The 25,737-nt window shown below is 61.7% G+C and carries 25 protein-coding genes and 1 pseudogene; 24 read left to right on the top strand and 2 right to left on the bottom strand.

Annotated features, from left to right (window positions below; all coding sequences use genetic code 11):
* The first annotated feature begins 27 nt into the window (after nt 1–27).
* The 3 genes from mscK (at nt 28) to trxC (ending at nt 5,439) form a co-directional block, all read left to right on the top strand.
* Nucleotides 28–3,378 (top strand): mechanosensitive channel MscK, encoded by a 3,351-nt coding sequence (gene mscK, locus AACY49_RS15610; RefSeq protein WP_339524891.1) that lies wholly within the window; start codon nt 28–30, stop codon nt 3,376–3,378.
* A 48-nt stretch (nt 3,379–3,426) separates the two neighbouring features.
* Complete coding sequence (gene selO / locus AACY49_RS15605) at nt 3,427–4,890, top strand: protein adenylyltransferase SelO (RefSeq protein WP_339524889.1); 1,464 nt, start codon at nt 3,427–3,429, stop codon at nt 4,888–4,890.
* Nucleotides 4,891–5,004: 114 nt separating this feature from the next.
* On the top strand, nt 5,005–5,439 hold the full coding sequence (gene trxC / locus AACY49_RS15600; RefSeq protein WP_258697900.1) for a thioredoxin TrxC: 435 nt from the start codon (nt 5,005–5,007) through the stop codon (nt 5,437–5,439).
* A gap of 21 nt (nt 5,440–5,460) precedes the next feature.
* Here trxC and AACY49_RS15595 read toward each other — a convergent pair whose 3' ends face one another.
* Nucleotides 5,461–6,231: a ParA family protein gene (locus AACY49_RS15595; protein WP_339524886.1), complete on the bottom strand. Its 771-nt coding sequence runs from the start codon at nt 6,229–6,231 to the stop codon at nt 5,461–5,463.
* A 358-nt stretch (nt 6,232–6,589) separates the two neighbouring features.
* On the opposite strand from AACY49_RS15595, the gene AACY49_RS15590 reads away from it, so the two are divergent.
* From AACY49_RS15590 to AACY49_RS15490, 21 genes are all read left to right on the top strand, one after another.
* Nucleotides 6,590–7,315, top strand: coding sequence for a beta-ketoacyl synthase chain length factor (locus AACY49_RS15590; RefSeq protein ID WP_339524884.1), 726 nt, complete (start codon nt 6,590–6,592; stop codon nt 7,313–7,315).
* Nucleotides 7,291–8,103: a lysophospholipid acyltransferase family protein gene (locus AACY49_RS15585; protein WP_339524882.1), complete on the top strand. Its 813-nt coding sequence runs from the start codon at nt 7,291–7,293 to the stop codon at nt 8,101–8,103. Before AACY49_RS15590 ends, AACY49_RS15585 begins: the two co-directional genes overlap by 25 nt.
* Entirely contained in the window at nt 8,081–8,356 is a 276-nt protein-coding gene (locus AACY49_RS15580; protein WP_339524880.1) for a phosphopantetheine-binding protein, read from the top strand. The genes AACY49_RS15585 and AACY49_RS15580 overlap by 23 nt, the downstream gene beginning before the upstream one ends.
* Nucleotides 8,357–8,365: 9 nt before the next feature.
* Nucleotides 8,366–8,620 (top strand): acyl carrier protein, encoded by a 255-nt coding sequence (locus AACY49_RS15575; protein ID WP_007936741.1) that lies wholly within the window; start codon nt 8,366–8,368, stop codon nt 8,618–8,620.
* Nucleotides 8,617–9,162, top strand: coding sequence for a hypothetical protein (locus AACY49_RS15570; protein ID WP_258697905.1), 546 nt, complete (start codon nt 8,617–8,619; stop codon nt 9,160–9,162). The genes AACY49_RS15575 and AACY49_RS15570 overlap by 4 nt, the downstream gene beginning before the upstream one ends.
* Complete coding sequence (locus AACY49_RS15565) at nt 9,159–10,841, top strand: AMP-binding protein (RefSeq protein ID WP_339524876.1); 1,683 nt, start codon at nt 9,159–9,161, stop codon at nt 10,839–10,841. Before AACY49_RS15570 ends, AACY49_RS15565 begins: the two co-directional genes overlap by 4 nt.
* A gap of 131 nt (nt 10,842–10,972) precedes the next feature.
* Nucleotides 10,973–11,707, top strand: coding sequence for a glycosyltransferase family 2 protein (locus AACY49_RS15560; protein WP_339524912.1), 735 nt, complete (start codon nt 10,973–10,975; stop codon nt 11,705–11,707).
* Nucleotides 11,704–12,651: an LpxL/LpxP family acyltransferase gene (locus AACY49_RS15555; protein ID WP_258697907.1), complete on the top strand. Its 948-nt coding sequence runs from the start codon at nt 11,704–11,706 to the stop codon at nt 12,649–12,651. The genes AACY49_RS15560 and AACY49_RS15555 overlap by 4 nt, the downstream gene beginning before the upstream one ends.
* On the top strand, nt 12,632–14,176 hold the full coding sequence (locus tag AACY49_RS15550; protein ID WP_258697908.1) for an HAL/PAL/TAL family ammonia-lyase: 1,545 nt from the start codon (nt 12,632–12,634) through the stop codon (nt 14,174–14,176). Before AACY49_RS15555 ends, AACY49_RS15550 begins: the two co-directional genes overlap by 20 nt.
* Nucleotides 14,169–14,594, top strand: coding sequence for an acyl-CoA thioesterase (locus AACY49_RS15545; protein ID WP_258697909.1), 426 nt, complete (start codon nt 14,169–14,171; stop codon nt 14,592–14,594). The genes AACY49_RS15550 and AACY49_RS15545 overlap by 8 nt, the downstream gene beginning before the upstream one ends.
* On the top strand, nt 14,591–15,193 hold the full coding sequence (locus AACY49_RS15540; RefSeq protein WP_258697910.1) for an outer membrane lipoprotein carrier protein LolA: 603 nt from the start codon (nt 14,591–14,593) through the stop codon (nt 15,191–15,193). Before AACY49_RS15545 ends, AACY49_RS15540 begins: the two co-directional genes overlap by 4 nt.
* On the top strand, nt 15,177–17,516 hold the full coding sequence (locus AACY49_RS15535; RefSeq protein ID WP_339524873.1) for an MMPL family transporter: 2,340 nt from the start codon (nt 15,177–15,179) through the stop codon (nt 17,514–17,516). The genes AACY49_RS15540 and AACY49_RS15535 overlap by 17 nt, the downstream gene beginning before the upstream one ends.
* Nucleotides 17,516–18,673, top strand: a complete 1,158-nt coding sequence (locus AACY49_RS15530; RefSeq protein WP_339524910.1) for a sodium:proton antiporter — start codon at nt 17,516–17,518, stop codon at nt 18,671–18,673. Before AACY49_RS15535 ends, AACY49_RS15530 begins: the two co-directional genes overlap by 1 nt.
* A complete protein-coding gene (locus tag AACY49_RS15525) occupies nt 18,660–19,907 on the top strand; it encodes an NAD(P)/FAD-dependent oxidoreductase (RefSeq protein WP_339524871.1) in 1,248 nt (415 codons plus the stop codon). Before AACY49_RS15530 ends, AACY49_RS15525 begins: the two co-directional genes overlap by 14 nt.
* Nucleotides 19,904–20,629 carry a class I SAM-dependent methyltransferase gene (locus tag AACY49_RS15520; protein ID WP_339524869.1) on the top strand — a complete coding sequence of 242 codons (726 nt, stop codon included), beginning with the start codon at nt 19,904–19,906 and terminating at the stop codon, nt 20,627–20,629. Before AACY49_RS15525 ends, AACY49_RS15520 begins: the two co-directional genes overlap by 4 nt.
* A gap of 122 nt (nt 20,630–20,751) precedes the next feature.
* The gene (locus tag AACY49_RS15515) at nt 20,752–21,249 is read left to right on the top strand and encodes a DUF3261 domain-containing protein (protein ID WP_320394566.1); all 498 of its coding nucleotides are present in this window, start codon (nt 20,752–20,754) and stop codon (nt 21,247–21,249) included.
* Nucleotides 21,246–22,442 (top strand): beta-ketoacyl-[acyl-carrier-protein] synthase family protein, encoded by a 1,197-nt coding sequence (locus AACY49_RS15510; protein WP_339524867.1) that lies wholly within the window; start codon nt 21,246–21,248, stop codon nt 22,440–22,442. The genes AACY49_RS15515 and AACY49_RS15510 overlap by 4 nt, the downstream gene beginning before the upstream one ends.
* The gene (locus AACY49_RS15505; protein WP_339524865.1) at nt 22,439–22,897 is read left to right on the top strand and encodes a hotdog family protein; all 459 of its coding nucleotides are present in this window, start codon (nt 22,439–22,441) and stop codon (nt 22,895–22,897) included. The genes AACY49_RS15510 and AACY49_RS15505 overlap by 4 nt, the downstream gene beginning before the upstream one ends.
* Nucleotides 22,897–23,625 carry a 3-oxoacyl-ACP reductase FabG gene (gene fabG, locus AACY49_RS15500; RefSeq protein ID WP_258697917.1) on the top strand — a complete coding sequence of 243 codons (729 nt, stop codon included), beginning with the start codon at nt 22,897–22,899 and terminating at the stop codon, nt 23,623–23,625. Before AACY49_RS15505 ends, fabG begins: the two co-directional genes overlap by 1 nt.
* Entirely contained in the window at nt 23,625–24,851 is a 1,227-nt protein-coding gene (locus tag AACY49_RS15495) for a beta-ketoacyl-ACP synthase (RefSeq protein WP_339524863.1), read from the top strand. The genes fabG and AACY49_RS15495 overlap by 1 nt, the downstream gene beginning before the upstream one ends.
* A 29-nt stretch (nt 24,852–24,880) precedes the next feature.
* Nucleotides 24,881–25,327 carry an excinuclease gene (locus AACY49_RS15490; protein WP_258697919.1) on the top strand — a complete coding sequence of 149 codons (447 nt, stop codon included), beginning with the start codon at nt 24,881–24,883 and terminating at the stop codon, nt 25,325–25,327.
* Nucleotides 25,328–25,501: 174 nt separating this feature from the next.
* Here the strand turns inward: AACY49_RS15490 and AACY49_RS15485 are convergent.
* Nucleotides 25,502–25,633, bottom strand: a pseudogene (locus tag AACY49_RS15485) (LysR family transcriptional regulator); the annotation flags it as partial.
* Nucleotides 25,634–25,737 lie beyond the last annotated feature (104 nt).

The raw sequence follows: 25,737 nt of genomic DNA, 5'->3' as shown, positions 1-25,737 counted from the left end.
TTCTTCATCTCGTTTCGATCGGTCTCTATGTCAACTCTGCGCACCTTTTTCATCATGGCCCTGCTGGGCTTGAGCCTTTCAATCAGCACGCTGCAAGCCGCCGAACCGCCGTCCAGCGAAGCCGTGCAGACGAGCCTGAACAAGATCGCCGACCGCAAACTGCCGGAAGCCGACCAGAAAACCCTGCAAACCATCCTGCAGAGCACGCTCACCCAGCTCAACAACCTGCGCGATTACGATCAGAAGCTGATCGATCTCAAGCAGCAGTTGGCCAACGCTCCGAAGCAGAATATCGAGAACCAGCGTGAACTGACCCGCCTCAAGGCCACCAAAGTGGTGCCGGTGGGGCAACGCTATACCAAAGAGACGATTCAGCAGCTCGAACAACTGTTGACCGAACGCTCCACCCAGCAAAGCGATCTGCAGAAAGCCCTGGCCGAAGCGAACAGCCTGATCATCACCGCCCAGACCCGCCCCGAGCGCGCCCAGGCCGAGATCTCTGCCAGCCAGACGCGTATCCAACAGATCAATAACACCCTCAAGCTCGGCAAGGACAGCGGCAAGACCTTGACCCCTGAGCAGCGCGATCAGCTCAATGCTGAACTCGCGGCACTGAACGCCTTGATCCCGTTGCGTCGCCAGGAACTGGCCGGCAACAGCCTGTTGCAGGACCTGGGCAACAGCCAGCACGACTTGCTGTCGGAAAAATCCGATCGCCTGGATCAGGAGATCCAGGACCTGCAAACCCTGATCAACCAGAAACGCCTGGCCCAGTCGCAAGAGACAGTGACCCAACAGTCCATCGAAGCGCAGAAGGCTGGCGGCAGCAGCCTGCTGGCCACCGAAAGCGCGGCCAACCTGAAGCTCTCGGACTACCTGCTCAAAAGCACCGACCGCCTCAATGAAGTTACTCAACAGAACCTGCAGACCAAGCAGCAACTGGACAGCGTGACCCAGAGCGATTCGGCGCTGGACGAACAGATCAACGTGCTCAAGGGCAGCCTGCTGCTCTCCAAGATTCTCTACAAACAGAAACAGGCTCTTCCGCGTCTCAGGCTCGACCGCGACCTTGCCGACCAGATTGCCGACATTCGCCTGTATCAGTTCGAAGTCAGTCAGCAACGGGAACTGCTCAGCAACCCGATCACCTATGTCGATAACCTGCTGGCAACTCAACCACCCGAGCAAGTCACCCCGCAACTGCGCAAGAGCCTGCTGGAACTGGCCAGCACCCGAGCGGACCTGTTGGAGCGCCTGAATCGCGAACTGAGCGCGGTGCTCAACGAATCCATCACCCTGCAACTCAACCAGAAGCAACTGCTCAGCACCGCCCAAAGTCTGCGGGCGACCCTCGACGAGCAAATGTTCTGGATTCCCAGCAACAAGCCGCTGGATTTAGAGTGGATGCACGGCGTGCCGGATCGCCTGCAACGCCAGGTCACCACCTTGCCGTGGGCCTCAAGCCTGAGCGAACTGACCGATGGCCTGACGCAGCGGCCGCTGCTGTTCCTGCCACTGGCCTTGCTGATCGGGGCTCTGCTATGGCGCCGCAAGAATCTCTATGCCCGCCTGAATAAAGTTCACCAGGACATCGGCCATTTCAAGCGCGACAGCCAGTGGCACACCCCGCAAGCAATTCTGATCAACATCCTGCTGGCGATGCCCGTCTCTCTGGGCCTGGCCTTGTGCGGCCTGGCCTTGCAGATCGACGCCCGCGGGCAGAATACGAACATGGGTGCGGCGCTGCTGCAAATGGCCCAGGCCTGGCTGGTGTTCTACACCGCCTACCGCATCCTCGCGCCGGGTGGCGTGGCCGAACTGCATTTCCGCTGGGAAAAACCTCAGGTCGAATTCCTTCAAGGCTGGATTCGCCGGCTCGGGCTGGTGGTGATGGCCCTGGTGACCGTGGTGGCGGTCGCCGAACTGCAACCGGCGGCGCTGGCCGATGACGTGCTCGGCATGCCGGTGGTGCTGACCTGCTACGCCTTGATGGCCTGGTTGCTCAGCCGTTTGCTGGTCAGCAGCCCGACGCACGAAAACACATCACTGTTCCGCAAAGCCTTGGGAATCCTGTTCACCGCCCTGCCGATCGCGTTGTTCATCGCCGTGTGCTTTGGCTACTACTACACCGCGCTGAAACTCAGCGACCGGTTGATCAACACGCTTTACTTGCTGATGTTCTGGCTGGTGATCGAAGCCGCCTTCGTGCGCGGCCTCAGTGTCGCGGCACGGCGCCTGGCCTATCAGCGCGCTTTGGCCAAACGTCAGGCCGCGAAAGAGGCCGGCGACGGTGAAACGGTGATCGAAGAGCCGACCCTGGACATCGAGAAAGTCAATGAGCAGTCCCTGCGACTGATCCGCCTGGCGCTGCTCGGCGGTTTCATTGCGGCACTGTATTGGGTCTGGTCGGATCTGATCTCGGTGTTCGCGTACCTGGACAACATCACCCTCTACGAATACACCAGCGGCACCGGCGCCAACATGAGCATGGTGCCGATCAGCATCGGCGACATGCTCGGCGCGCTGATCATTATCGGCATCACCCTCGCCTTGGCGCGCAACCTGCCGGGTTTGCTGGAGGTGCTTGTGCTCTCAAAGCTGAATTTGGCTCAGGGCAGCTCCTACGCCATGACCACGCTACTGTCCTATGTGATTGCCGGCGTCGGTTTCGTCTCGACCCTGTCCACCCTCGGCGTGAGCTGGGACAAGTTGCAATGGCTGGTGGCGGCACTGTCGGTCGGTCTCGGTTTCGGCATGCAGGAGATCTTCGCCAACTTCATCTCCGGCATCATGATCCTGTTCGAACGCCCGGTGCGGATCGGCGACACCATCACCATCGGCAACCTGTCGGGCACGGTAAGCAAGATCCGCATCCGCGCCACGACCATCACCGACTTCGACCGCAAAGACATCATCGTCCCGAACAAGACGTTCATTACCGGGCAACTGATCAACTGGTCCCTGACCGACACCATCACCCGGGTAACCCTCAAGCTCGGCGTCGATTACGGCTCGGACCTGGATCTGGTGAAAGAGCTGCTGCTCAAGGCGGCCCGCGATAACCCGCGCGTACTGAAGGACCCCGAACCCCAGGTGTACTTCCTGAACTTCGGCGAAAGCACCCTCGACCACGAGTTGCGCATGCATGTGCGCGACCTCGGCGACCGCAACCCGGTACTTGATGAGGTCAACCGCTTTATCAATCGCGAGTTCAAGAAGCAGAAGATCAACATCTCGTTCCGGCAAATGGAGGTCTATCTCAAGAACCTTCACGGCCAGGAGTACAAGATGGTGCCGGTCGAGCCGGAAACCAAAACCATCGTGCCGCTGCCCGATGGCAATCCGCGGCGGGAGCCGCCGCCTGTCGAACTCGACTAAGCGCTCTATCCCTAGCAGAATGCTCGGACATTCTGCTGGAGATGGCCGTTGAAAGCCCTCGACGAACTGACCTTCGACAATCGCTTCGCCCGCCTGGGCGACGCGTTCTCAACCCACGTGCTGCCCGAACCCCTCGCCGCCCCACGGCTGGTGGTCGCCAGCCCCGCCGCCATGGCGCTGCTGGACCTGGACCCGGCCGAGGCCGAGACGCCGGTGTTCGCCGAGCTGTTCGGCGGCCACAAGCTGTGGGCCGAAGCCGAGCCACGGGCGATGGTCTATTCCGGACATCAGTTCGGCTCCTATAACCCGCAGTTGGGCGACGGTCGCGGCCTGTTGTTGGGCGAGGTCTATAACGAAGCCGGCGAGCATTGGGACCTGCACCTCAAGGGCGCCGGTCAGACGCCGTACTCACGCATGGGCGATGGACGGGCTGTGCTGCGTTCGTCGATCCGCGAGTTTCTCGCTTCCGAAGCCCTGCATGCCCTGAACATTCCCACCACGCGCGCACTGTGCGTGATCGGCTCCGACACGCCGGTCTGGCGCGAGAAACAGGAACGCGCGGCCATGGTCTTGCGCCTGTCGCCGAGCCATGTGCGCTTCGGGCATTTCGAATTCTTCTACTACACCAAGCGCCCCGAGCAGCAGAAAGAACTCGGTGAACACGTGCTGGCCATGCACTTCCCGCACTGCCTGGAACAGCCGGAACCGTATCTGGCGATGTTCCGCGAAATCGTCGAGCGCAATGCCGAGTTGATCGCCAAATGGCAAGCCTATGGGTTCTGCCACGGCGTAATGAACACCGACAACATGTCGATCCTGGGCATCACCTTCGACTTCGGCCCGTTCGCCTTCCTCGACGACTTTGACGCGCATTTCATCTGCAACCACTCCGATGACCAGGGCCGTTACTCCTTCAGCAACCAGGTGCCGATTGGCCAATGGAACCTCAGCGCCCTCGCCCAGGCCCTGACGCCGTTCATCAGCGTCGACGCCCTGCGCGAAACCCTCGGCCTGTACCTGCCTCTGTTCCAGGCCCACTACCTGGACCTGATGCGCCGCCGTCTCGGTTTCACCACGGCCGAAGACGACGACCAGAAACTACTGGAGCACCTGCTGCAACTGATGCAAAACAGCGGCGTCGACTACAGCCTGTTTTTCCGCCGCCTGGGGGATGAGTCACCCGAACTGGCCGTCGCCCGTTTGCGCGATGACTTCGTCGACATCAAGGGCTTCGATGCATGGGGCGAGCTCTACGTCGCTCGGGTTGCTCATGAAGGTGAGGTTGATCAGGAGCTGCGCCGGGAACGGATGCATGCGGTGAATCCGCTGTATATCCTGCGCAATTACCTGGCGCAAAAAGCCATCGATGCGGCGGAAAGCGGCGACTATTCAGAAGTTCGTCGTTTGCATGCAGTGCTGAGCAATCCGTTCAAGGAACAGCCGGGGATGGAGAGTTATGCCGAGCGGCCACCGGAATGGGGCAAGCATCTGGAGATCAGTTGTTCGTCGTGAGTGGGAAGGCCCTCTTCGCAATCGAAGAAGATAATGGTCTAAAACCTGTCGCCTTGATAAAGACCACCTTCGACTCCAGATCAGTTTCATAGACTGCCCAACTGAGAGCCAATCATGACCGAACCACTGCTCATCCCCTGCCCCCACTGCAACGGCCTCAACCGCATCCCCGCCGAACGCCTCAACGACCATCCAAAATGCGGCCGCTGCAAGGCCGAGGTCTTGCTGAACAAACCGTTCGAATTGAAGCAAGGCGATTACGCCAGTCAGATCAAGGGTGACCTGCCGTTGCTGGTGGATGTGTGGGCGGACTGGTGCGGACCGTGCAAGTCGTTTGCGCCGGTGTTCGAGCAGGCAGCGGGGCAATTGGCGGGCAAGTGTCGGCTGGCCAAGCTGGACAGCGAGGCGAATCAGCAGTTGTCGGCGCAATTGGGAATTCGCTCGATCCCGAGCCTGATTCTGTTCAAGAACGGTCGGGAAGTGGCCCGCCAGAGCGGGGCCTTCCCGTTACCGCAGTTGATGAGCTGGTTGCGCAGTCAGGGGATCTGAAGCCCCTTCAACAACAGCGACTCAGGTATTTTCCAGCAGGTTATGCAGGTCGACGAATTGCTGGGTCAGTTTGTGCCGCGGGTCGAGGTGGATCAGCGGCGTGTTGGCCTGATGGGATTCGCGCATGCGCACCGAACTGGCCAGATACACCGGCAGTACCGGCAGGCCTTCGGCGATCAGCTCATCGAGGATTTGCTGGGGCAGGCTGGCGCGAGCCTGGAACTGGTTGACGACAATGCCTTCGACTTCCAGCCCTTCGTTGTGGTCGTCCTTCAATTCTTCGATTTCCGCCAGCAGACCGTACAGCGCCTGGCGCGAGAAGCTGTCGCAGTCGAAGGGGATCAGCACACGGTCAGCGGCGATCAAGGCCGAGACGGCATAGAAATTCAGCGCTGGCGGGGTGTCGAGGTAGATCCGGTCGTAATCGCCGTCCAGCTCCTCGAGCAATTTACGCAGCTTGTTGATCTTGTGTTTGGCCTCAAGCTTGGGCTGCAAGTCTGCCAGCTCGGCGGTGGCAGTGATGACGTGAAGGTTGTCGAACGGAGTTTCGTAGATATCGACCTGACCTTTCTTCGAGAACGGCCCGGAGGACAGGGTCTGCTTGAAGAAGTCGGCGATACCCATCGGAATATCGTCACCGGTGAGCCCCGTCAGGTACTGAGTGGAGTTGGCCTGGGCATCGAGATCCACCAACAGCGTGCGATAGCCTTCGTTGGCGCTGACCGCCGCCAGATTGCAGGCAATACTTGATTTGCCCACGCCACCTTTCTGATTGAACACCACGCGCCGCATGTCAAAACCTCCGTGTATCAAAGAATGACCGAGTGTAGTAGTCCATAACGCTGCTTAGCTACCTCGCCAGCATCTAGACTACACAGTCATTAGCAAATCTCCGGCTGAAGAAGCTGCCAATTCGTTCATCGACAGCCAATAGCGCCGACAGACATACCCGCTGCACTGTGGATAATGGCCAAACGACAGCTTTTTTCGCGAACCAGACGGTACATTTCGTTGCGCAAAATGTAACCAGTATTTGCTACACGCCCGCAGCACCGGGATAATGCGCGCCACTCGGCGCTAAGCGCCACGTCAGGTCAGCCGCGGTTCTTGCGACTCACCGCATTAAAGGAAGCCCGCAGGGGCGGGATGAATGTCTGTGATCAACTTCAACATCGCCCAATGGCGCGCTTGGGCCCCTGGGCTTGAAAGCGTGGATGATTGGCAGGCCTGGAGCCGACAACCGGTCGTGCTCGAGCCCAGCGATGCCGCCCCGGATGTGTCGTTTCTGCCGGCCATGCAGCGCCGGCGACTCAGCCGTCTGGCGCGGATGGCGTTCAGTGTCGGCTGGCCCTTGGCCGATGGTCACCAGGACCTACCGTTGGTCTTTATTTCCCGCCACGGCGAAACCCCGCGCACCTTCGAAATTCTCAGCGATCTGGCGACCGACCAACCGTTGTCGCCCACCCAGTTCAGCCTGTCGGTGCACAACGCGGTGATCGGCCTGTGGTCGATCATGCGCGGCGAAGCCAGCGAAATGACCGCCCTCGCCGCGGCCGGCGATGGCCTTGAACACGGCATGCTGGAGGTGGCGGCACTGCTTGCCGAAGGCGCGCCTGCGGTACTGCTGGTGGTGACCGAAGAGCAACCGCCCGCTGTCTATTCGACCTGGATCGACGACGTGCCATTCCCTTACGCGGTCGGCCTGTTGATCACCCCCGGTAATCAGTGGCAGTTATCGCTGAACAGCGCCCCCCACGCGTTGTCCAAAGCCCGCTGGCCCCATGCCCTGAATCTGTTACGCACCCTGCTCGGTCAGCAGACTACCTGCCAACATGCCTGGAAAAATCGTGTATGGACCTGGCAACGCAACCTGTAACCGATAAAAACCGCGACGCCTACTACTGGCGCCTGCTGGCCACCGCCGCGAGCTTTACCCTGTTCGGGTTGGGCGGGCTATGCCTGCGACTGGTGGTGTTCCCACTGTTGAGCTGTCTGCCGGGAGACGCCCAGGCCCATCGTCAGCGCGCACGACAGACGGTCAGCCGGTGTTTCTGGTTTTTCATTCGGTTCATGGCTCGCAGTGGCGTGCTGACTTATGACATTCAAGGGGCGGAAAAGCTCGGACGGCCAGGCCAGATGATCGTCGCCAACCACCCCTCGCTGATCGATGTGGTGTTCCTGATCGGCCTTGTGCGCCACGCCAACTGCGTGGTCAAGAAAAGCCTCTGGGAAAACCCGTTCACCCGCGGTCCGCTGCGCTGTACCGAGTACATCAGCAACGATGGCAGCATGGACATGCTCGACGCCGCTGCCGACGCGCTGAAAAGCGGTCAGACCCTGATCATCTTTCCCGAGGGCACCCGCACCCAACCCGGCAAATCGCCGGCCTTTCATCGGGGGGGCGCGGCAATCGCCCTGCGCGGTGCGAGAATCCTCACCCCGGTGATCATCAAGGTCAACCCGACCACATTGACCAAGGCCGAACCCTGGTATCGAATCCCCAAACGCCGCGTGCACTTCAGTTTCCGCGTCGGGGCCGATATAGACCCACAGGCATTCGCTACGCAGGGGCCTGCGCCCCAAGCCTCGCGCAAGCTCAATGATTATTTGCACCATTACTTTATTAAGGAGCTCGCCGAAGATGAGCGATCTGCACACCAATAGCCTGATGCTGGAAATCAAAGAGCTGATCATCGAAGCGCTGGGCCTCGAAGACATCAGCCTCGAAGACATCGGCGATGACCAAACGCTGTTCGGCGAAGGCCTGGGCCTGGATTCGGTAGACGCGCTCGAACTCGGCCTGGCCATCCAGAAAAAGTACGGCATCAAAATCGACGCCGACGCCAAGGACACCCGTAATCACTTCACCAACGTGGCGAGCCTTGCGGCGTTCGTCACTGCAAAACAGGCAGTTTGAGACCGGACCATGCAAACTCGTGACGACATTTTCAACACCCTGCGCGATGCTCTGGTCGAACTCTTCGAGCTGGACCCCGAGCGCATCAGTCTGGAATCGAACCTGTATCAGGATCTGGAAATCGACAGCATCGATGCGGTCGACCTGATCGATCACATCAAACGCCAGACCGGCAAGAAAATCGCCGCCGAAGAATTCAAATCGGTGCGTACCGTCAGCGACGTGGTCGAGGCGGTCTACCGTCTGGTTCAACCCGCCGCATGAGCCGACTGATCGGCCTTGGCCTGCTGCTGGCAGGCCTGCTGTACCCCTTTGCGGTGTATTTCGGCATGGAGCATTTTGCCCCGTGGCAGTTCGGTCTGCTGCTGGGTAGCCTGTGGCTGGCACGGGCGCTGACCGGCGAACGGCGCCCTGGCAGCCTGTGGATGGCCACCGTCGCCATCGCGTTCTGCCTGCTGTTGGCGCTGTTCGACAGCCCAGTGTTGCTGCGCTGGTACCCGGTGCTCATCAGCGCGTTCATGCTGGTGCTGTTCGGCTTGAGCCTGAAATATGGCCCGCCGATGGCCGAACGCCTGGCCCGTCTGCGGGAGCCGGAATTACCGCCCAGGGCCATTCGCTACACCCGCCAGGTGACGATTGCCTGGAGCGTGTTTTTTCTCTGCAACGGCTTGTGCGCCGCCGCCCTGACCCTTTGGGCGCCGCTGAGCTGGTGGATGTTGTACACCGGCCTGATCTCCTATGGATTGATTGGCCTGATGTTTGCCATTGAATGGCTCATACGACAACGGGTACGAGGCCGCCCATGAATTGGATAAAACTTGAGCAACTGCTGCTCAAGGCTCAGCCGGAGCGTGCCGTGACGGCCGAGCCGGCGTTGAATCACGCGCAATTGTGCGACCGGGCCCTGAGCCTGGCTGCCGGCCTGCAAACCCAGGGTGTGCAGCGCATCGCCGTGCACCTTGAAGACGCCGCCGACCTGGCCATCGCCCTGCTCGGCGCCTGGCGTGCCGGGGTCAGCGTGCTGCTGCCTGCCGACCTGCAAGCGCAGACTCGCCAGCGCTGGTCGACCGAGGTCGATCTGTGGCTGACCGACCAGGCCGACGATGCACACCTGAGCGATTATCGGCATTCACCGCTGCCGGCCAACCCGCTGGATCTGGACGGCTGTCAGCTGAGTCTGTGCACCTCCGGCTCCAGTGGCGAACCCAAGCGCATCGACAAAACCCTGCGCCAACTGGCCAATGAAGTCGAGGCCCTGGAGCACTTGTGGGGTGCGGAACTGGGCGAAGCCTGCATCATCGGCAGCGTCGCCACTCAGCACATCTACGGGCTGCTGTTCCGGGCGCTGTGGCCGCTGTGCGCCGGGCGTCCGTTCGTGCGCAAGCAACTGGCCTTCCCGGAAGACTTGCAACGCGCCAGCCGCGAACACCCGGCCTTCGCCTGGATCGCCAGCCCGGCGCTGCTCAAACGCATGGGCGACAACCTCGACTGGCCAGCGCTGAGTGCGGTGCGCCGAGTGTTTTCCTCCGGTGGCACATTGCCCGCCGACGCCTCGCAAAGCCTGTACCAACGCCTGCAACAATGGCCGACCGAGATCCTCGGCAGCTCTGAAACCGGCGGTATCGCCTGGCGTCAGGGCCAGAATCTCTGGCAGCCCTTCGCCGACGTGGCGCTGAGCCAGGACAACGACGGGGCGCTGCTGATTGCGTCACCGTACCTGCCGGCCGGCCATATCGAACACACCGCCGATGCCGCGCGCATTGCCGCCGATGGCCGCTTCGAGCTGTTGGGGCGGCTGGACCGGATCGTCAAACTGGAAGAAAAACGTATCTCTCTACCGATGCTCGAACACGCGTTGATGGCTCACGCCTGGGTCGCCGAAGCGCGGCTGGGGGTGGTTCAGGAAAACCGCGCCTCATTGGGCGCGCTGCTGGTGCTCAGCGAGCAAGGCCTGCATGCCTTGCGCAATCAGGGGCGACGCAGCCTCACGCAAGCGTTGCGTCAGCATTTGAGTCAGCATTGTGAAACGCTGGCCCTGCCACGACGCTGGCGCCTGTTGCGGCAACTGCCGCTGAACGCGCAGGGCAAATTGCCCCAGGCCGAGGTTGAAACCTTGCTGCTGGCGCCCCGCCCAAAGACGCCGCAAGTGCTGGAGCAGGTCGAACTCGATGGCGAGTGGAGCCTGCAACTGGCCGTCCCGCCGGACCTGGCGTATTTCAGCGGGCACTTTCCCCAGGCGCCTGTATTGCCTGGCGTGGTGCAGGTGGATTGGGCATTGAGCCTGGGCCAGCAATTGATGGACCTGCCGGCAAAATTCGCCGGCATGGAAGTGCTGAAGTTCCAGCAACTGGTGCGTCCCGGCGATGAAATCCAGTTGCACCTGCGCTTCGACCCAACGCGTGGCAAATTGTATTTCGCCTATCGCAACGAAACCGCCACCTGCTCCAGCGGGCGGATTTTGCTGGAGGCTGCCAGCGATGCATAACTTTGGTGAGTGCTACGCACTCAATCGCGAGCAGGCTCGCTCCCACATTGGATCGCTGTTAAACACGAATTCCCTGTGGGAGCGAGCCTGCTCGCGATGCAGACACCTCGATCCTTCAGATGCACGCCATCATGCATAACCCCTGCGCCGTAATCCCGGTCTACAACCACGAAACCGCCATCACCGCCGTGGTCGAGGCGCTGCTTGCCAGCGGCCTGCCGTGCATTCTGGTGGACGATGCCAGCAGCCCGGCCTGCGCCAAGGTGCTTGACCAACTGGCGCAGCGCGACAGGGTTTACCTGATCAGGCTCACCATCAATCAAGGCAAGGGCGGCGCGGTGATGACCGGTCTGCGGGAGGCCTCGCGCCTGGGCTTCAGCCACGCCTTGCAGGTGGACGCCGACGGCCAGCATGACTTGCAAGACGTCAAAGTCTTCATCGAGCATTCGCGCGCCCATCCCGAGGCGGTGATTTGCGGTTATCCGCAATACGACACCAGCGTGCCGAAGGGCCGTTTGTACGCCCGCTACCTGACTCACGTCATGGTCTGGATCAACACCCTGTCGCTGCAGATTCGCGACTCGATGTGCGGTTTCCGTGTCTATCCATTACCGCCAACCCTGGCACTGATCGACTCGGCCAGGATCGGCAAGCGCATGGACTTCGACTCCGACATCCTGGTGCGCCTGGCCTGGCGCAATCAGCCGATGCAGTGGCTGAAAACCAGGGTTCATTACCCTTTGGATGGCGTCTCGCATTTCCGCCTGTTCCACGACAATGTTCTGATTTCGGGCATGCACACCCGGCTGTTCTTCGGCATGTTGCTGCGGGCACCGGTAATCCTCTGGCGACGGTGGCGAGCATGAGCGACAACACAGACAAACAGCACTGGGCCGACCGCCAGGAGCGTGGCAGTTTCTGGCTGATGAAGTTCACCGCGCTCTGTGCAAAAGTCTTGGGCCGCCGACTGTTGAGCCCACTGCTGTACGGCATCGTGCTGTACTTTTTCCTGTTCGGGCGCAGTGCTCGCCAAAGCGCCTGGCAATACCAGCAGCGGCTCGCCGACTGGAGCGGTCGCAACGAATTGCGCCCGACCCATTGGCGGGTGTTCGGCCAGTTCATGGCCTTCGCCGACTCCATGCTCGACAAGCTCGATGTGTGGAACGGCAAGCTGAGCATCGAGCAGATCGAAATCATCGACCCGGCGCTGCTGCGCAACCAACTGCGCGGCACACGCGGGCAAATGCTGGTGGGCGCGCACCTGGGCAACCTCGAGGTCTGCCGGGCGCTGGCCGAGATCGGCGAGAAAGTCACCATGAACGTGCTGGTGCACACCAAGCACGCCGAGCAGTTCAACCGTTTGCTGGGCGAAGCCGGGGCGACCAATCTGCGGCTGATTCAGGTCAGCGAGCTGGGCCCGGTGATCATGCTGCAACTGCATGAACGCCTGGAACGCGGCGAATGGCTGGCGATTGCCGGCGACCGTGTGCCGCTGCATGGCGGGCGCAGCGTGACGGTGGACTTTCTCGGTCATCAGGCTGCGTTCCCCCAAGGCCCGTGGTTACTGGCAGGCCTGCTGAAATGCCCGGTCAATCTGCTGCTGTGCCTGAAAAAACCCACGGGCGACTATCGACTGACCCTCGAACCGTTCACCGAGGCGGTGGTGTGGAAACGCAGCGAGCGCGAACAGGTCATTCACCAGTGGGCCTCCCGCTACGCCGAACGCCTGGGTCACTATTGCCTCGAAGCGCCCCAACAATGGTTCAACTTTTACCCTTTCTGGAAGACCGATGACGACGCCAACGCTTGAGCCGGTAACCTTCGGCGAACTCCCTTTGCGCATCGAAGACGTGCTGGCCCTGGCCAACCGTCAGGTGCCGACGCAGCTGCAAGGCGACCCCGAGTTTCGCCAGCGCATTGCCAAGGGTCCGCAGTTCCTTGATTCCCTGCTGGACAAGGAAGGCGTGATCTATGGCGTGACCACCGGTTATGGCGATTCCTGCGTGGTGGCCGTACCGCTGCATCACGTTGAAGCCCTGCCCCGCCATTTGTATACGTTCCACGGCTGCGGCCTGGGCAAACTGCTCGACGCCCAAGCCACCCGCGCAGTGCTGGCGGCGCGTTTGCAGTCGCTGTGCCACGGCGTGTCCGGGGTTCGCGTGGAGCTGTTGGAGCGCCTGCAAGCGTTCCTCGAGCACGACATCCTGCCGCTGATTCCGGAAGAGGGTTCAGTGGGCGCCAGCGGTGATCTGACGCCGCTGTCCTACGTCGCCGCGACCTTGTCCGGCGAACGTGAAGTGATGTTCCGCGGTGAGCGCCGACAAGCCGCCGATGTGCACCGCGAACTGGGTTGGCAACCGCTGGTGCTGCGCCCCAAAGAAGCCTTGGCGCTGATGAACGGCACCGCCGTCATGACTGGCCTCGCCTGCCTGGCTTACGCCCGCGCCGATTACCTGCTGCAACTGGCCACGCGCATCACCGCGCTGAACGTGGTCGCTTTGCAGGGCAACCCGGAGCACTTCGACGAGCGCCTGTTCGCCGCCAAACCCCATCCAGGGCAGATGCAAGTCGCTGCGTGGTTGCGCAAGGATCTGGCGATCGATGCGCCGACCGCGCCGCTGCATCGCCTGCAAGACCGTTACTCTCTGCGTTGCGCGCCGCACGTGCTCGGTGTATTGGCCGACAGCCTGAACTGGCTGCGTTCGTTCATCGAGATCGAGCTCAACAGTGCCAACGACAACCCGATCATCGACGCCGAAGCCGAACGCGTGCTGCATGGCGGGCACTTCTACGGCGGCCATATCGCGTTCGCCATGGACAGCCTGAAAAACCTGGTGGCGAACGTAGCCGACTTGCTCGACCGTCAGCTCGCACTGCTGGTGGACGAGCGTTACAACCATGGCTTGCCGAGCAACCTGTCCGGCGCCAGCGCCGACCGCGCGATGCTCAACCACGGCTTCAAGGCAGTGCAGATCGGCACCAGCGCCTGGACCGCCGAAGCCCTGAAAAACACCATGCCGGCCAGTGTCTTCTCGCGCTCCACCGAGTGCCATAACCAGGACAAAGTCAGCATGGGCACCATCGCCGCCCGCGACGCCATCCGCGTGCTGGAGCTGACCGAACAGGTCGCCGCCGCCACGCTGCTGGCCGCCAACCAAGGCGTCTGGCTACGCGGCCAGGCCGAAGACGCCCGGCCACTGCCACCGGCCTTGGCCACGATGCACGAAGAATTGGCCAAGGACTTCCCGCCGGTCATCGAAGACCGTGCCCTGGAAGGCGAATTGCGCCTGTGCCTGCAACGCATCGCCGAGCAACACTGGAGGCTGCATGCGTAGCAAGGGAGTGCTTCACACCGATACGGAAATCCTCGTCCCGTTCTTTGACGTCGACACCATGAACGTGGTCTGGCACGGCCATTACGTCAAATACCTGGAAGTCGCCCGCTGTGCGCTGCTGGACAGGATCGGCCACAACTACGACGCCATGGTGGCGTCGGGTTACGCCTGGCCGGTGATCGACTTGCAACTGCGCTATGTGCGCGGCGCCGTGTTCGGCCAGAAGCTGAATGTGCGCGCCAGCCTGGTGGAATGGGAGAATCGCCTGAAGATCAATTACCTGATCAGCGACCTTGCAACCGGCGAACGTCTGACCCGCGCTGTTTCAGTGCAGGTCGCCGTCGATATGAGCAGCCGCGAAATGCAGTTGGCCTCGCCGAAGGTGTTCACCGATGCGGTTGAAAGGATGCTGCCATGAATTCGCTGTTCAAATGCCTCGGCGCTTTAGCGTTGCTCGGGATTTCATCATTGGCGCAGGCCTTCGATCTGCAGCAACTCAGCGATCAACTGGCCAAACCCGATGTGATTCACGGCAGCTTCATCCAGGAAAAACACCTGCGCGCCCTGCCCCAGCCGCTGACCAGCAAGGGCACCTTCGTTTTGGCGAAGAATCACGGCCTGCTCTGGCTGCTGAAAACGCCACTGCAACAGGACTACCGCATCAGCGACAAGGGCATTGCCCGGCGTGATGCCAACGGTTGGCAAATGCTGCCGAACAAGAGTGCCGGCTCCGAACAGAACCGTTTGTTCCTGGCCGTACTGCAAGGCGACAGCAGTGGCCTGCAACGGGATTTCGAGCTTTCGCTGAGCGGTGATGCACAGAACTGGAAGCTGACCCTGACCCCGCGCTCGATGCTGCTCAAGCAGGTGTTCAACCAGATCAACATTGACGGCGGCGAACTGGTGCACAGCATCGAGCTGCTCGAAACCCAGGGTGACCGAACCTTGTTGCGCATGCAGGACAGCACCAGCGCCCAACCTTTGAGCGATGCGGAGCAACATGACTTTGCCGAGTGAACGGATGCTGCCGCGGCTGTTTCTGATCCTGCTGCTGGCAGTGCTTGCGCTCGCCGGTTGGCAGTGGCGCGACGGCACTCCGCTGTCGGCCAACCTGATGGAGCTGGTGCCAGGCACCGCACCGGACGCGCTGGAGTTGCGCGCCGAGCAACGCATGCAAGAACCGCTGAACCGGGAAATGCTGGTGCTGGTCGGCCATAAAGACCGCCAGCAAGCCATCGCCATGGCACAAAAACTGGGTGAGCAGTGGCAGGCCAGCGGCGTGTTCGAAAAGGTCCAGTGGAACTTGCAGGCTGATTTGCCCGCACTGCGCACGCAATTGCTGCAAGGCCGACTGGCGATGTTGTCGGCGACCGACCGCCAGCAACTCATCGAGCACCCCGACGCCTTCATCCAGCAACGGGTGCAAGCCCTGTTCGACCCGTTCACCGGGTTCAGCCTGGTGCCGAGCCAGGACGACTGGCTCGGCCTGACCGGGCGCATCCAGAACAGCCAGCCCCAGCACGGTTCGGTGCAACTGGACATCGGCAGCGGCGCGCTGGTGGCCGATGCCGACGGCAAGAGTTGGGTGATGCTGCGGGCGCGAACCGTCGGCAACGCGTTCGACATGAACCTGCCGCTGCAAGTGGCCGACCTGCTCCAGCACAGTCGCGAAGAAGCCGCCCAGGCCGATGTGCAACTGCTTGCCGCCAGCGGCCTGCTGTATGCCGCCAGCGGTCAACGGCAAGCCGCGCGGGAGATGACCTGGGTCGGTGGCGGCGCCACGCTCGGGATTCTGTTGCTGCTGTTGTTGGCCTTCCGCCGTTGGCGGGTATTGCTGGCATTCGTCCCGGTGCTGGTGGGCATGCTGTTCGGCGCGGTGGCCTGCGTGGCGCTGTTCGGTCACATGCATGTGATGACACTGGTGCTGGGCTCCAGCCTGATCGGCGTAGCAGTGGATTACCCGCTGCATTACCTGTCCAAAAGCTGGAGCCTGAAACCCTGGCACAGCTGGCCGGCGTTGCGCCTGACCCTGCCGGGGCTGACGCTGAGCCTGATCACCAGTTGCATCGGCTACCTGGCCTTGGCCTGGACGCCGTTCCCGGCCCTGACCCAAATTGCCGTGTTCTCCGCCGCCGGCCTGCTGGGCGCCTATCTGTCGGCCGTGTGCCTGCTGCCAGCTCTGCTCAAGGGCGCGCAACTGCGTCCGGCGCAATGGCCGATGCGCATCGCCGAGTCTTTGCTGGCGCTGCGTGAATCGCTGCTCAAATACGTACGCACGCCAGTGCTGCTGGCGCTGCTGATCGCCTTCTGTGTCGGCGGTCTGTTGCAGCTGCAGACCAAAAACGACATTCGCCAATGGGTCGGCGCCCCCCAGCATCTGACGGACGAAGCCCAGACCATCGCACGCATCACCGGCTATCAACCCACCAGCCAGTTCTTCCTGGTGCGCGCGGCCAATCAGCAGGAGTTGCTTGAACGCCAGACGGCACTGAGCGAGCGTCTGGATCAGTTGGTCAATCTGGAAAAACTCCAGGGCTACCTGTCGCTCAACCAGTTGGTCAGTCAGCCGAGCGAACAGCACAAAGTGCGTGATGCACTGGGCAAGCTGCCGCAATTCTGGCAACCGTTGCTCGACCTTGGCGTACCTGCCGACGCCCTGCAAGCCGAGTTGGTGAAGTTACAGGCGCTGCCCACCGAAGACATCGACGCGGCAATGGTCGGCCCATTGGCCGAACCCTACCGCACGCTGTGGCTGGGGCCGACCGATGACGGCGTGGCCGCGATGGTCAGCCTGCAAGGCTTGAACAATCCCGCGCTGTTGCGGGTCCAGGCGCTGGACTTGCCGGGCGTGGAACTGGTGGACCGCCTCGGCGATTTGAACAAGGTATTCGCCGCGACCCAAATCAGTGCCGCTGAATTGAAACTCGCCTCCTGCGTGCTGATCGTGCTGGTGCTGATCCTGCCATTCGGTTTCGGTGGCGCGTTGCGAATCGTCTCCTTGCCGCTGCTGGCGGCCCTGTGCAGCCTGGCAAGCCTCGGCTGGCTCGGTCAGCCGCTGACGCTGTTCAGCCTGTTCGGCTTGCTGCTGGTGACGGCCATCAGCGTCGACTACGCGATCCTCATGCGCGAACAGATCGGCGGTGCCGCCGCGAGCCTGCTGGGTACCCTGCTGGCAGCGGTGACCACGTGGTTGTCGTTCGGCCTGCTGGCAGTGTCCAGCACGCCGGCGGTGAGCAACTTCGGCCTGTCGGTGAGCCTCGGCCTGGCGTACAGCTTCATCCTGGCGCCGTGGGCCGGTCGACAAGCCCACGCCGCCCCGGTCGCGGAGCCGGCAGCGTGATGGTCGCGATGTTCTGGGTGATGGTCCTGGTGTTGTTCGCCGTGGCCACCCGTGTCGGCCGTCATTTCGGTCTGATTCCGATCGTCAGCCAGTTGCTGCTGGCGACCTTCGGCCTGCCGCTGCTGATGTACTTCTGGATCGAACCGGGCTGGCACCTTAGCGGTGCCGAACTGATCTCACCGAGCTGGCTGAAAAACCTCTACAGCCTGAGCTTTGCCTTGCTGCTGGGGCACATCCTCAGCGACGTGATCGACCTGCGGCTGGATCGCCAGAGCCTGAAAATCGCCCTGCCGAGCTTCTGCATTCCATTTGCCTGCGGGCTGGGGACAGCGGTCTGGCTGTTGCCGCCGCAGCCGTGGATCAGCTCGCTGGCGGTCGGCCTGCTGTTCGCCATCACCGCGATTCCGGTGTTGTATCTGTACCTGCGCCACATCGACTACCCGCCCGCAGCCACCCGGCGCCTGGTGCAGACCGCGATCCTGATCGACCTGACCTGCTGGACCCTGTTCGCGTTCGCCCAGGGCAGCCTGCACCTGAGCAGCCTTTTGCTGCCGCTGGCAGGCGCCTGCCTGCCGTTGTTGCTGCGACTGCTCGGCTTGCGTCAGCCGTTGCTGCACAGCGGCGGCTTCTTCGCGCTGTTGGTGGTCGCCGAACACTTCAAACTCAATGCGCTGATTTTCGGTATCGGGTACCTGCTGTGCATGGCTGCGCTCAAGGTGCCGCTGGTGCTGCCTTTGCCGGCGGCCTGGATGAACCGTTTGCAGACCTGGATCGCCATCCCGCTGATCCTCACGTTCGGCATCGTGCAGATCAACGTGCACAGCGCCATCAACAGTCTCGGATGGGTGCAATTGGCCGCGCTCCTGCTGTTGCCGATTGCCAGCAAACTGTTGGGCAACTGGCTGGGCCTCGGCTGGGCTGGTGCCTCGTTTGAAGGTGCCAGCCGCTGGCGGGAAAGCCTTTTACTGAATATTCGCGGCTTGAGCGAGATCGTCTTTCTCAACCTGCTGCTGCAACAACAGCTCGTCAGCCCGGCGCTGTACTTCGCGCTGATGCTGATGGGCCTGATCGCAACCCTGCTGCCGGCATTGGCCGGCATGCACCGAATCCCTTTGAACATCGCCGCCCCGGCAAGGAGCTCCCGTGCCAACAGTTGAAATGGAACGTCGTCAGGTGGTGGTGATCGGTGCCGGCCCCTCGGGCGCCATCGCCGCCGCGCTGCTCAAGCGTAAAGGTCATGATGTACTGATGATCGAGCGCCAGCATTTCCCAAGGTTCTCCATCGGCGAAAGCCTGTTGTCCCACTGCCTGGATTTCGTCGAAGAGGCCGGCATGCTCGAAGCGGTCAATGCGGCCGGTTTCCAGCGCAAGAACGGTGCGGCGTTCGCCTGGGGCGATCAGTACAGCGCCTTCGATTTCGGCGACACGTTCAGCAACGGCAAGCCGACGACGTTCCAGGTCCAGCGCGCCGATTTCGACAAGCTGCTGGCCGATCAGGCTGAACTGCAAGGTGTCGACGTCCGTTATGGCGAAGCCATCGTCAGCGTCGATTTCAATCTGTCGAAACCGCAGCTCGATGTGCTTCGCGAAGACGGCAGCCAATACCGCGTCGAGGCCGATTTCGTGCTCGATGCCAGCGGCTACGGTCGTGTGCTGCCGCGCTTGCTGGACCTTGAGGCACCGTCGAACTTTCCGGTGCGCCAAGCCGTGTTCACCCACGTCGAAGACCGTATCGACAGCCCGGCTTTCGAGCGGGAAAAAATCCTCATCACTACCCATCCGACCCAGCGTGACATCTGGTTCTGGACCATCCCGTTCAGCAATGGCCGTTGCTCGGTGGGCGTGGTGGCGGCCGCCGAACACTTCGAAGGCCGCACCGAGAATCTGGACGATTGCCTGCGCGGCTTCATCGCCGAAACCCCAAGCCTGGCCGGTGTGCTGAACAACGCCGTGTGGGATACGCCCGCGCGCTCCATCGGCGGTTACTCGGCCAACGTCAAAACCCTGCACGGTCCCGGTTTCGCCCTGCTGGGCAATGCGGCGGAATTTCTCGACCCGGTGTTTTCCTCCGGCGTGACCATCGCCATGCGTTCGGCAAGCATGGCCGCCGGGGTGCTGCACCGCCAACTGCAAGGTGAAAGCGTCGACTGGCAGACCGAGTTCGCCGAACCGCTCAAGCGCGGCGTCGACACCTTCCGCTGCTACGTCGAAGGCTGGTATGCCGGGACCTTTCAGGATGTGGTTTTCTATCAGGGCGGCACAGCAGACATCCGCCGCATGATCAGCTCGATCCTCGCGGGTTACGCCTGGGATCAACGCAACCCGTTCGTCAGCGAGCCCAAACGTCGACTGCGGATGATCTCGGACCTTTGCGCAAGGGATGCGACATGAGTTATTTGAGCGATAACTACGTCGAAGAAACCCGTTTCGGTTTCTGGTTCCTGCGCAGCCACACCTGGCAACACCATGTATTGCGAGTGGCAATCAATGATTTGCGCAGCCTGTTCAGTGCGCCATTGCCCAACAATCCGGTATTGCTGGATGCCGGCTGCGGCCAGGGCAAGTCGTTTCAGTACCTGCGTCAGACCTTCGCGCCCAAGCGCCTGATCGGCCTGGATGCCGACCCTCACAGCCTGAGCCTGAGCGGCGAAGAAGCGGCCCGCCAAGGCATGGATGTGGAGCTGATCGGCAGTGACTGCGCCAGCATCAAAGTACCAGACGCCAGCGTCGATCTGCTGTTCTGTCACCAGACCTTCCATCATCTTGTCGAGCAGGATCAGGCCCTGGCCGAGTTCTATCGGGTGCTCAAGCCGGGCGGCTATTTGCTGTTCGCCGAGTCCACCGAGGCATACATTGATACGTGGGTGATTCGCTGGCTGTTCCGCCACCCGATGCACGTGCAGAAGAGCGCCGCCGGCTATCTGGAGATGATTCGTCGGCAGGGTTTCGAGTTCGGCCCGCAGAACGTGTCTTACCCTTACTTGTGGTGGAGTCGCGCCAAGGATTTCGGCCTGCTCGAACGCTTCGGCCTGCGCCAGCCAAAACCCTTTGGCCAACGGGAAGAGACCCTGGTCAATGTGGTCGCGCGCAAGCCCCTTGAAGGTGCTGATTGATGTCTAGCGCAATTCAAACCTGTGGGAGCGAGCCTGCTCGCGAAAGCAGTGTGTCAGTCAACAAAAGTGTTGGATGTACCGACGCATTCGCGAGCAGGCTCGCTCCCACAGGGTCTGCGGTGCTGATCCGCTTTCTGCTGCTCAGCTGTGCCCTGTTGCTGAGCGCCTGCGCCAGCCAGGCACCGCTGCCCGAGCGAACCCCGCACCTGGCATTGCCGCTGCAACTGCACATCGAACGGCAGATGGCCGAGCAACGTCAGGACTGGCTGCTGGTGATCCAGCGTGAAGGCCCTGGTATTCGCTGGTCGATGATGGACCCTTTGGGGATTCCCGTGGCACGGCAGAAACTGATCGATGGCCAGTGGCAGGCTGACGGCTTGCTACCGCCCAATCCGGAAGCCCGGGAACTGTTCGCCGCCTTGTTGTTTGCGCTGACCCCTGCAGGCGAGTTGCACGGCAACTATCCCGCCGCCCGCCAGCATGACGGGCAACGGTCCTTGTCACCACGCTGGAACATCCGCTACTCACCACCCGGCTTGTCACAACCACTGAGCTTTGAATTGAACGTGTCCCAAGGCCCACACTACCGCATCACTCCGTTAGGCGAGAACACGCCATGACCGCTTACCTGAACGCCCTCGGGGTGATCTGCGCCCTCGGCCGTGACAAGCAGGAAGTCGCCCGCAACCTGTTTGCCGGCGATTGCTCGGGCATGCGCAACGAGGCCGGCTGGGTGGCGGAGCGCTCGTTGCCAGTGGCGGCGGTGCGTGGTGAGCTGGCGCCGATTCCAGCTGAGCTGGCTCGTCAAGGCAGTCGCAATAATCAATTGCTGCTGGAGGCCGCGCTGCAAATTCGCCAAGACATCGAACAGGCGATCCAGACCTACGGCCGCGACCGTATCGGCGTCATTCTGGGCACCAGCACCTCGGGCATCGATGAGGCCAGCCGCGGCCTGGCCCATTACATCCGTGAGCATCAGTTCCCCGCCGATTATGACTATCAGCAGCAAGAGCTCGGAGCACCGGCGACGTTTCTCGCCGACTGGCTGCAATTGAGCGGCCCGGCTTATGTGATTTCCACCGCCTGCACCTCCAGCGCCCGCGCGCTGATGAGCGCCCAACGCTTGCTCGACCTGGGTATGTGCGACGCCGTGTTGTGTGGTGGCGTCGACAGCTTGTGCAAGCTGACCCTCAACGGCTTCTCGGCCCTGGAAGCGGTATCCGAACAGCGCTGCAACCCGTTTTCGGCGAACCGCAACGGCATCAATATCGGCGAAGCCGCCGTGTTGTTCCTGATGAGCAAAACCGCCGACAGCAGCCAATCGATTGCCCTGCTCGGCAGTGGCGCCAGCTCCGATGCGCACCATATTTCCGCGCCGGAACCGACCGGCCGCGGCGCCCTGCAAGCGATGCGCAAAGCCTTGAGCCGCGCGGGTCTGCATTCACAGCAGATCGACTACCTGAACCTGCACGGCACCGCCACCCAACACAACGACGCCATGGAAAGCCTGGCCGTGACGACGCTGTTCCCGCAAGGCGTGCCCTGCTCGTCGACCAAACCGATGACCGGCCACACCCTCGGTGCCGCCGGCGCCCTGGAAGCGGCGTTCTGCTGGTTGAGCCTGAGCGCGGATAACCGCGAGCATGCCTTGCCGCCCCACGTCTGGGACGGTCAGCCCGACACCGAATTGCCAGCCTTGCATTGGGTGACCTCGTCCGACCACCTGACGTCCATTGCACCTCGCTACCTGATGAGCAATTCCTTTGCCTTCGGTGGCAATAACGTCAGCCTGATTATCGGAGACGCCCCATGATTGCCTGGCCGCTCGCCGAACTGCTGCCCCATGCCGGCGACATGATCCTCATCGAGCAGATCCTGTCGTTCGATGACGAGCAGATTCACACCCGACTCACCGTCAAACCCGGCGGCCTGTTCAATCGCCCCGACGGCAGTCTGCCGGCCTGGATAGGCATCGAGCTGATGGCCCAGAGCGTCGCCGCTTACGCCGGCTGCCATGCGCGCCAGAAAGGCAATGCGGTGGAGTTGGGTTTCCTGCTCGGCACCCGTAAATTCGAATGCAACGTGGAGCACTTCCCCGCCGGCACCGAGCTGACCATCCACGGGATACGCTCGCTGGAAGACGACAACGGCATGGGTGTGTTCGAATGCCACATCACCGCCCCCGGCATCCACGCCACCGCCCGGCTGAACGTGTTCCGCCCGCCTCAAGCCGCTCAATATCTTCACGAACCCCAAGGAGTCGAGTGATGACTGAATCCGTACTGGTCACCGGCTCCAGCCGTGGTATCGGCCGCGCCATCGCGTTGCGTCTGGCCCGGGCCGGGCATGACATCGTGCTGCACTGCCGCAGCGGCCTGGCGGACGCCGAAGCGGTTAAAGCCGAAGTCGAGGCCCTGGGGCGTAACGCGCGCATCCTGCAATTCGACGTCAGCGACCGAGCGGGTTGCAAGGCTATCCTCGAAGCCGATGTCGAAGCCCATGGTGCTTATTACGGCGTGGTACTCAACGCCGGCCTGACCCGCGACGGTGCTTTTCCGGCCCTGAGCGAGGAGGATTGGGATGTGGTGATGCGCACCAATCTCGACGGTTTCTACAACGTGCTGCACCCGGTGATGATGCCGATGATTCGTCGTCGCGCCGCCGGGCGGATTGTCTGCATTACTTCGGTATCCGGGCTGATCGGCAATCGCGGGCAGGTCAATTACAGTGCGTCCAAGGCCGGTTTGATCGGCGCGGCCAAAGCGTTGGCGATTGAACTGGGCAAGCGCAAAATCACTGTTAACTGTGTCGCACCCGGCCTGATCGACACGGCGATGCTCGATGAAAACGTGCCGGTGGAAGAATTGATGAAAATGATCCCCGCACAACGCATGGGCACCCCGGAAGAGGTGGCCGGTGCAGTGAATTTCCTGATGTCGGCGGAAGCGTCGTACATCACCCGGCAGGTTCTGGCCGTCAACGGAGGCCTGTGCTGATGAAGCGCGTCGTCGTCACCGGCATGGCCGGCATCACCTCACTGGGCAGCGACTGGGACACCATCGCCGCCAACTTCGCCGCCAACCGCAGCGGCATCCGTCGCATGGACGAGTGGGATCGCTTTACCGAACTCAACACCCGTCTGGCCGGGCCGATCGACGACTTCCAGGTCCCCGGCCACTGGACGCGCAAGCAACTGCGCAGCATGGGCCGGGTATCACGGCTGGCGGTCGGCGCGGCGGAACAAGCCTTGGCGGACGCCGGGTTGCTGGGTGACGAATCGATCAAGGACGGGCGCATGGGCGTATCCTGCGGCTCGTCCACCGGCAGCACCGACGAAATCAAGGCGTTCGGCAACATGCTGCTCAACTCGGTGGCCGAAGGCCTGAACGCCAACTCCTACGTGCGGATGATGCCGCACACCACGGCAGCGAATATCAGCATCTTCTTCGGCCTCACTGGCCGACTGATCCCAACCTCCAGCGCCTGCACCAGCGGCAGCCAGGGCGTCGGTTACGCCTACGAGTCGATCAAGTTCGGCCGCCTGCCGCTGATGCTCGCCGGCGGCGCCGAAGAGCTGTGCCCGACCGAAGCCATGGTGTTCGATGCGCTCTACGCCACCAGCCTGAAAAACGATGCCCCGCAAACCAGCCCGCGCCCTTACGACGCCGGCCGCGATGGCCTGGTGATCGGTGAAGGCGGCGGCATGCTGGTGCTCGAAGAACTCGAACACGCCTTGGCGCGCGGTGCCCGCATCCACGCCGAGATCGTCGGTTTCGGCAGCAACGCCGACGGTCAGCACGCCACCCGTCCGGAGCAGCTCACCATGCGCCGAGCCATGGAGCTCGCACTGGAAGATGCCGGACTGCAGCCTTCGGCCATCGGCTATGTGAATGGTCATGGCACCGCTACAGAACAGGGCGACATTGCCGAAACACTGGCGACCAGCGCGTTGTTCGGCGAACACATGCCAATCAGTTCGCAAAAGAGTTTCCTCGGTCACACCCTGGGAGCCTGCGGCGCGCTGGAATCCTGGTTCAGTATCGAAATGATGAACCGCGACCAGTACGTGCACACCTTCAACCTCGACGAGGTCGATCCGCAGTGCGGCAAGCTCGATTATCTGCGCGGTGAATTCCGGCAGATGAGCAACCAGTATGTGATGAACAACAATTTCGCTTTTGGTGGGGTCAACACCTCGTTGATTTTCCGCCGCTGGTCGTAATCGAACTACTTAGGGTCAAGGAGACCTCCATGCACTTCAAGAAACTCGCTACCGCCGCCACCCTGCTGATCTGCGCGTTGCCGGGCATCAGCCAGGCACGTGACACGGCGGTGTATCTGCCCTTTGACAAAGCAGTCGCCGAAGCGACCCGTGCCGGCAAAATCGATGGCAGCGTGAAGTTCTACCTGGCCGGCACCACGCCGGCAGGCAACGTCACCGTCCTCAGCGCCGGTGCCGTAACCAACAAGAAAACCAACGCCTTCAACAAGTCTGACGAAGTGGCCTGCGAATGGGTCGCGCAATCGGCAATCATCAGCCTGCACCAAGCGGCGAAGAACGCCGGCGCCAACGCCGTGACCAACATCGTCAGCTTCTACAAGAAAAATGAGCGCAAAGATGCCAAGACCTATGAGTGCCACGCCGGGGCAATCATGGCGGGCGTTGCGTTGAAAGGGGATTTGGCGAAGGTTCAGTAACGCCTGAAACAGACTAACCGCGACACACTCAGCCGTTACCGATTGCGTTGATGCCTGGGGGCTGGTGCAGTGCCTTGAACATCAGGATCAAAAGATCGCAGCCTCGTTTCACTCGACAGCTCCTACATCGATCGGCGTAGGAGCTGCCGAAGGCTGCGATCTTTTAAACGCTGATCACATCCCTTCAACCTTACGCGTCAGCAATTCAACAAACGCCCTGGCCATCGGCGACTTCTGATTCTTGCGTTGCATTAATCACACCGCCGACACTTCTGAATCAAGCAGCGGGCTCGCCACATCTGCGTCCTCGGCAAACAAATGAAACATAGAGAAAACGGAGTATGTCATTTCGGAAACGTCCCACAGCCAGAGCTTTAGCTTCGCGGTAGGGTCAATGTCCCCCGGGACTA

The organism is Pseudomonas sp. EL_65y_Pfl2_R96 (genome assembly GCF_963970905.1).
GTDB lineage: Bacteria > Pseudomonadota > Gammaproteobacteria > Pseudomonadales > Pseudomonadaceae > Aquipseudomonas.
The sequence above is the reverse complement of the archived record's forward strand: the minus strand, read 5'-3'. Positions and strand labels throughout refer to the sequence as shown.

Excerpts from the sequence above, each read along its gene's own strand:
- mscK (WP_339524891.1), top strand. The coding sequence starts at position 28 with ATGTCAACTCTGCGCACCTTTTTCATCATGGCCCTGCTGGGCTTGAGC.
- trxC (WP_258697900.1), top strand. The coding sequence starts at position 5,005 with ATGACCGAACCACTGCTCATCCCCTGCCCCCACTGCAACGGCCTCAAC.
- AACY49_RS15595 (WP_339524886.1), bottom strand. The coding sequence starts at position 6,231 with ATGCGGCGCGTGGTGTTCAATCAGAAAGGTGGCGTGGGCAAATCAAGT.
- AACY49_RS15590 (WP_339524884.1), top strand. The coding sequence starts at position 6,590 with ATGTCTGTGATCAACTTCAACATCGCCCAATGGCGCGCTTGGGCCCCT.
- AACY49_RS15585 (WP_339524882.1), top strand. The coding sequence starts at position 7,291 with ATGGACCTGGCAACGCAACCTGTAACCGATAAAAACCGCGACGCCTAC.
- AACY49_RS15580 (WP_339524880.1), top strand. The coding sequence starts at position 8,081 with ATGAGCGATCTGCACACCAATAGCCTGATGCTGGAAATCAAAGAGCTG.
- AACY49_RS15575 (WP_007936741.1), top strand. The coding sequence starts at position 8,366 with ATGCAAACTCGTGACGACATTTTCAACACCCTGCGCGATGCTCTGGTC.
- AACY49_RS15570 (WP_258697905.1), top strand. The coding sequence starts at position 8,617 with ATGAGCCGACTGATCGGCCTTGGCCTGCTGCTGGCAGGCCTGCTGTAC.
- AACY49_RS15565 (WP_339524876.1), top strand. The coding sequence starts at position 9,159 with ATGAATTGGATAAAACTTGAGCAACTGCTGCTCAAGGCTCAGCCGGAG.
- AACY49_RS15560 (WP_339524912.1), top strand. The coding sequence starts at position 10,973 with ATGCATAACCCCTGCGCCGTAATCCCGGTCTACAACCACGAAACCGCC.
- AACY49_RS15555 (WP_258697907.1), top strand. The coding sequence starts at position 11,704 with ATGAGCGACAACACAGACAAACAGCACTGGGCCGACCGCCAGGAGCGT.
- AACY49_RS15550 (WP_258697908.1), top strand. The coding sequence starts at position 12,632 with ATGACGACGCCAACGCTTGAGCCGGTAACCTTCGGCGAACTCCCTTTG.
- AACY49_RS15545 (WP_258697909.1), top strand. The coding sequence starts at position 14,169 with ATGCGTAGCAAGGGAGTGCTTCACACCGATACGGAAATCCTCGTCCCG.
- AACY49_RS15540 (WP_258697910.1), top strand. The coding sequence starts at position 14,591 with ATGAATTCGCTGTTCAAATGCCTCGGCGCTTTAGCGTTGCTCGGGATT.
- AACY49_RS15535 (WP_339524873.1), top strand. The coding sequence starts at position 15,177 with ATGACTTTGCCGAGTGAACGGATGCTGCCGCGGCTGTTTCTGATCCTG.
- AACY49_RS15530 (WP_339524910.1), top strand. The coding sequence starts at position 17,516 with ATGGTCGCGATGTTCTGGGTGATGGTCCTGGTGTTGTTCGCCGTGGCC.
- AACY49_RS15520 (WP_339524869.1), top strand. The coding sequence starts at position 19,904 with ATGAGTTATTTGAGCGATAACTACGTCGAAGAAACCCGTTTCGGTTTC.
- AACY49_RS15510 (WP_339524867.1), top strand. The coding sequence starts at position 21,246 with ATGACCGCTTACCTGAACGCCCTCGGGGTGATCTGCGCCCTCGGCCGT.
- AACY49_RS15505 (WP_339524865.1), top strand. The coding sequence starts at position 22,439 with ATGATTGCCTGGCCGCTCGCCGAACTGCTGCCCCATGCCGGCGACATG.
- fabG (WP_258697917.1), top strand. The coding sequence starts at position 22,897 with ATGACTGAATCCGTACTGGTCACCGGCTCCAGCCGTGGTATCGGCCGC.
- AACY49_RS15495 (WP_339524863.1), top strand. The coding sequence starts at position 23,625 with ATGAAGCGCGTCGTCGTCACCGGCATGGCCGGCATCACCTCACTGGGC.
- AACY49_RS15490 (WP_258697919.1), top strand. The coding sequence starts at position 24,881 with ATGCACTTCAAGAAACTCGCTACCGCCGCCACCCTGCTGATCTGCGCG.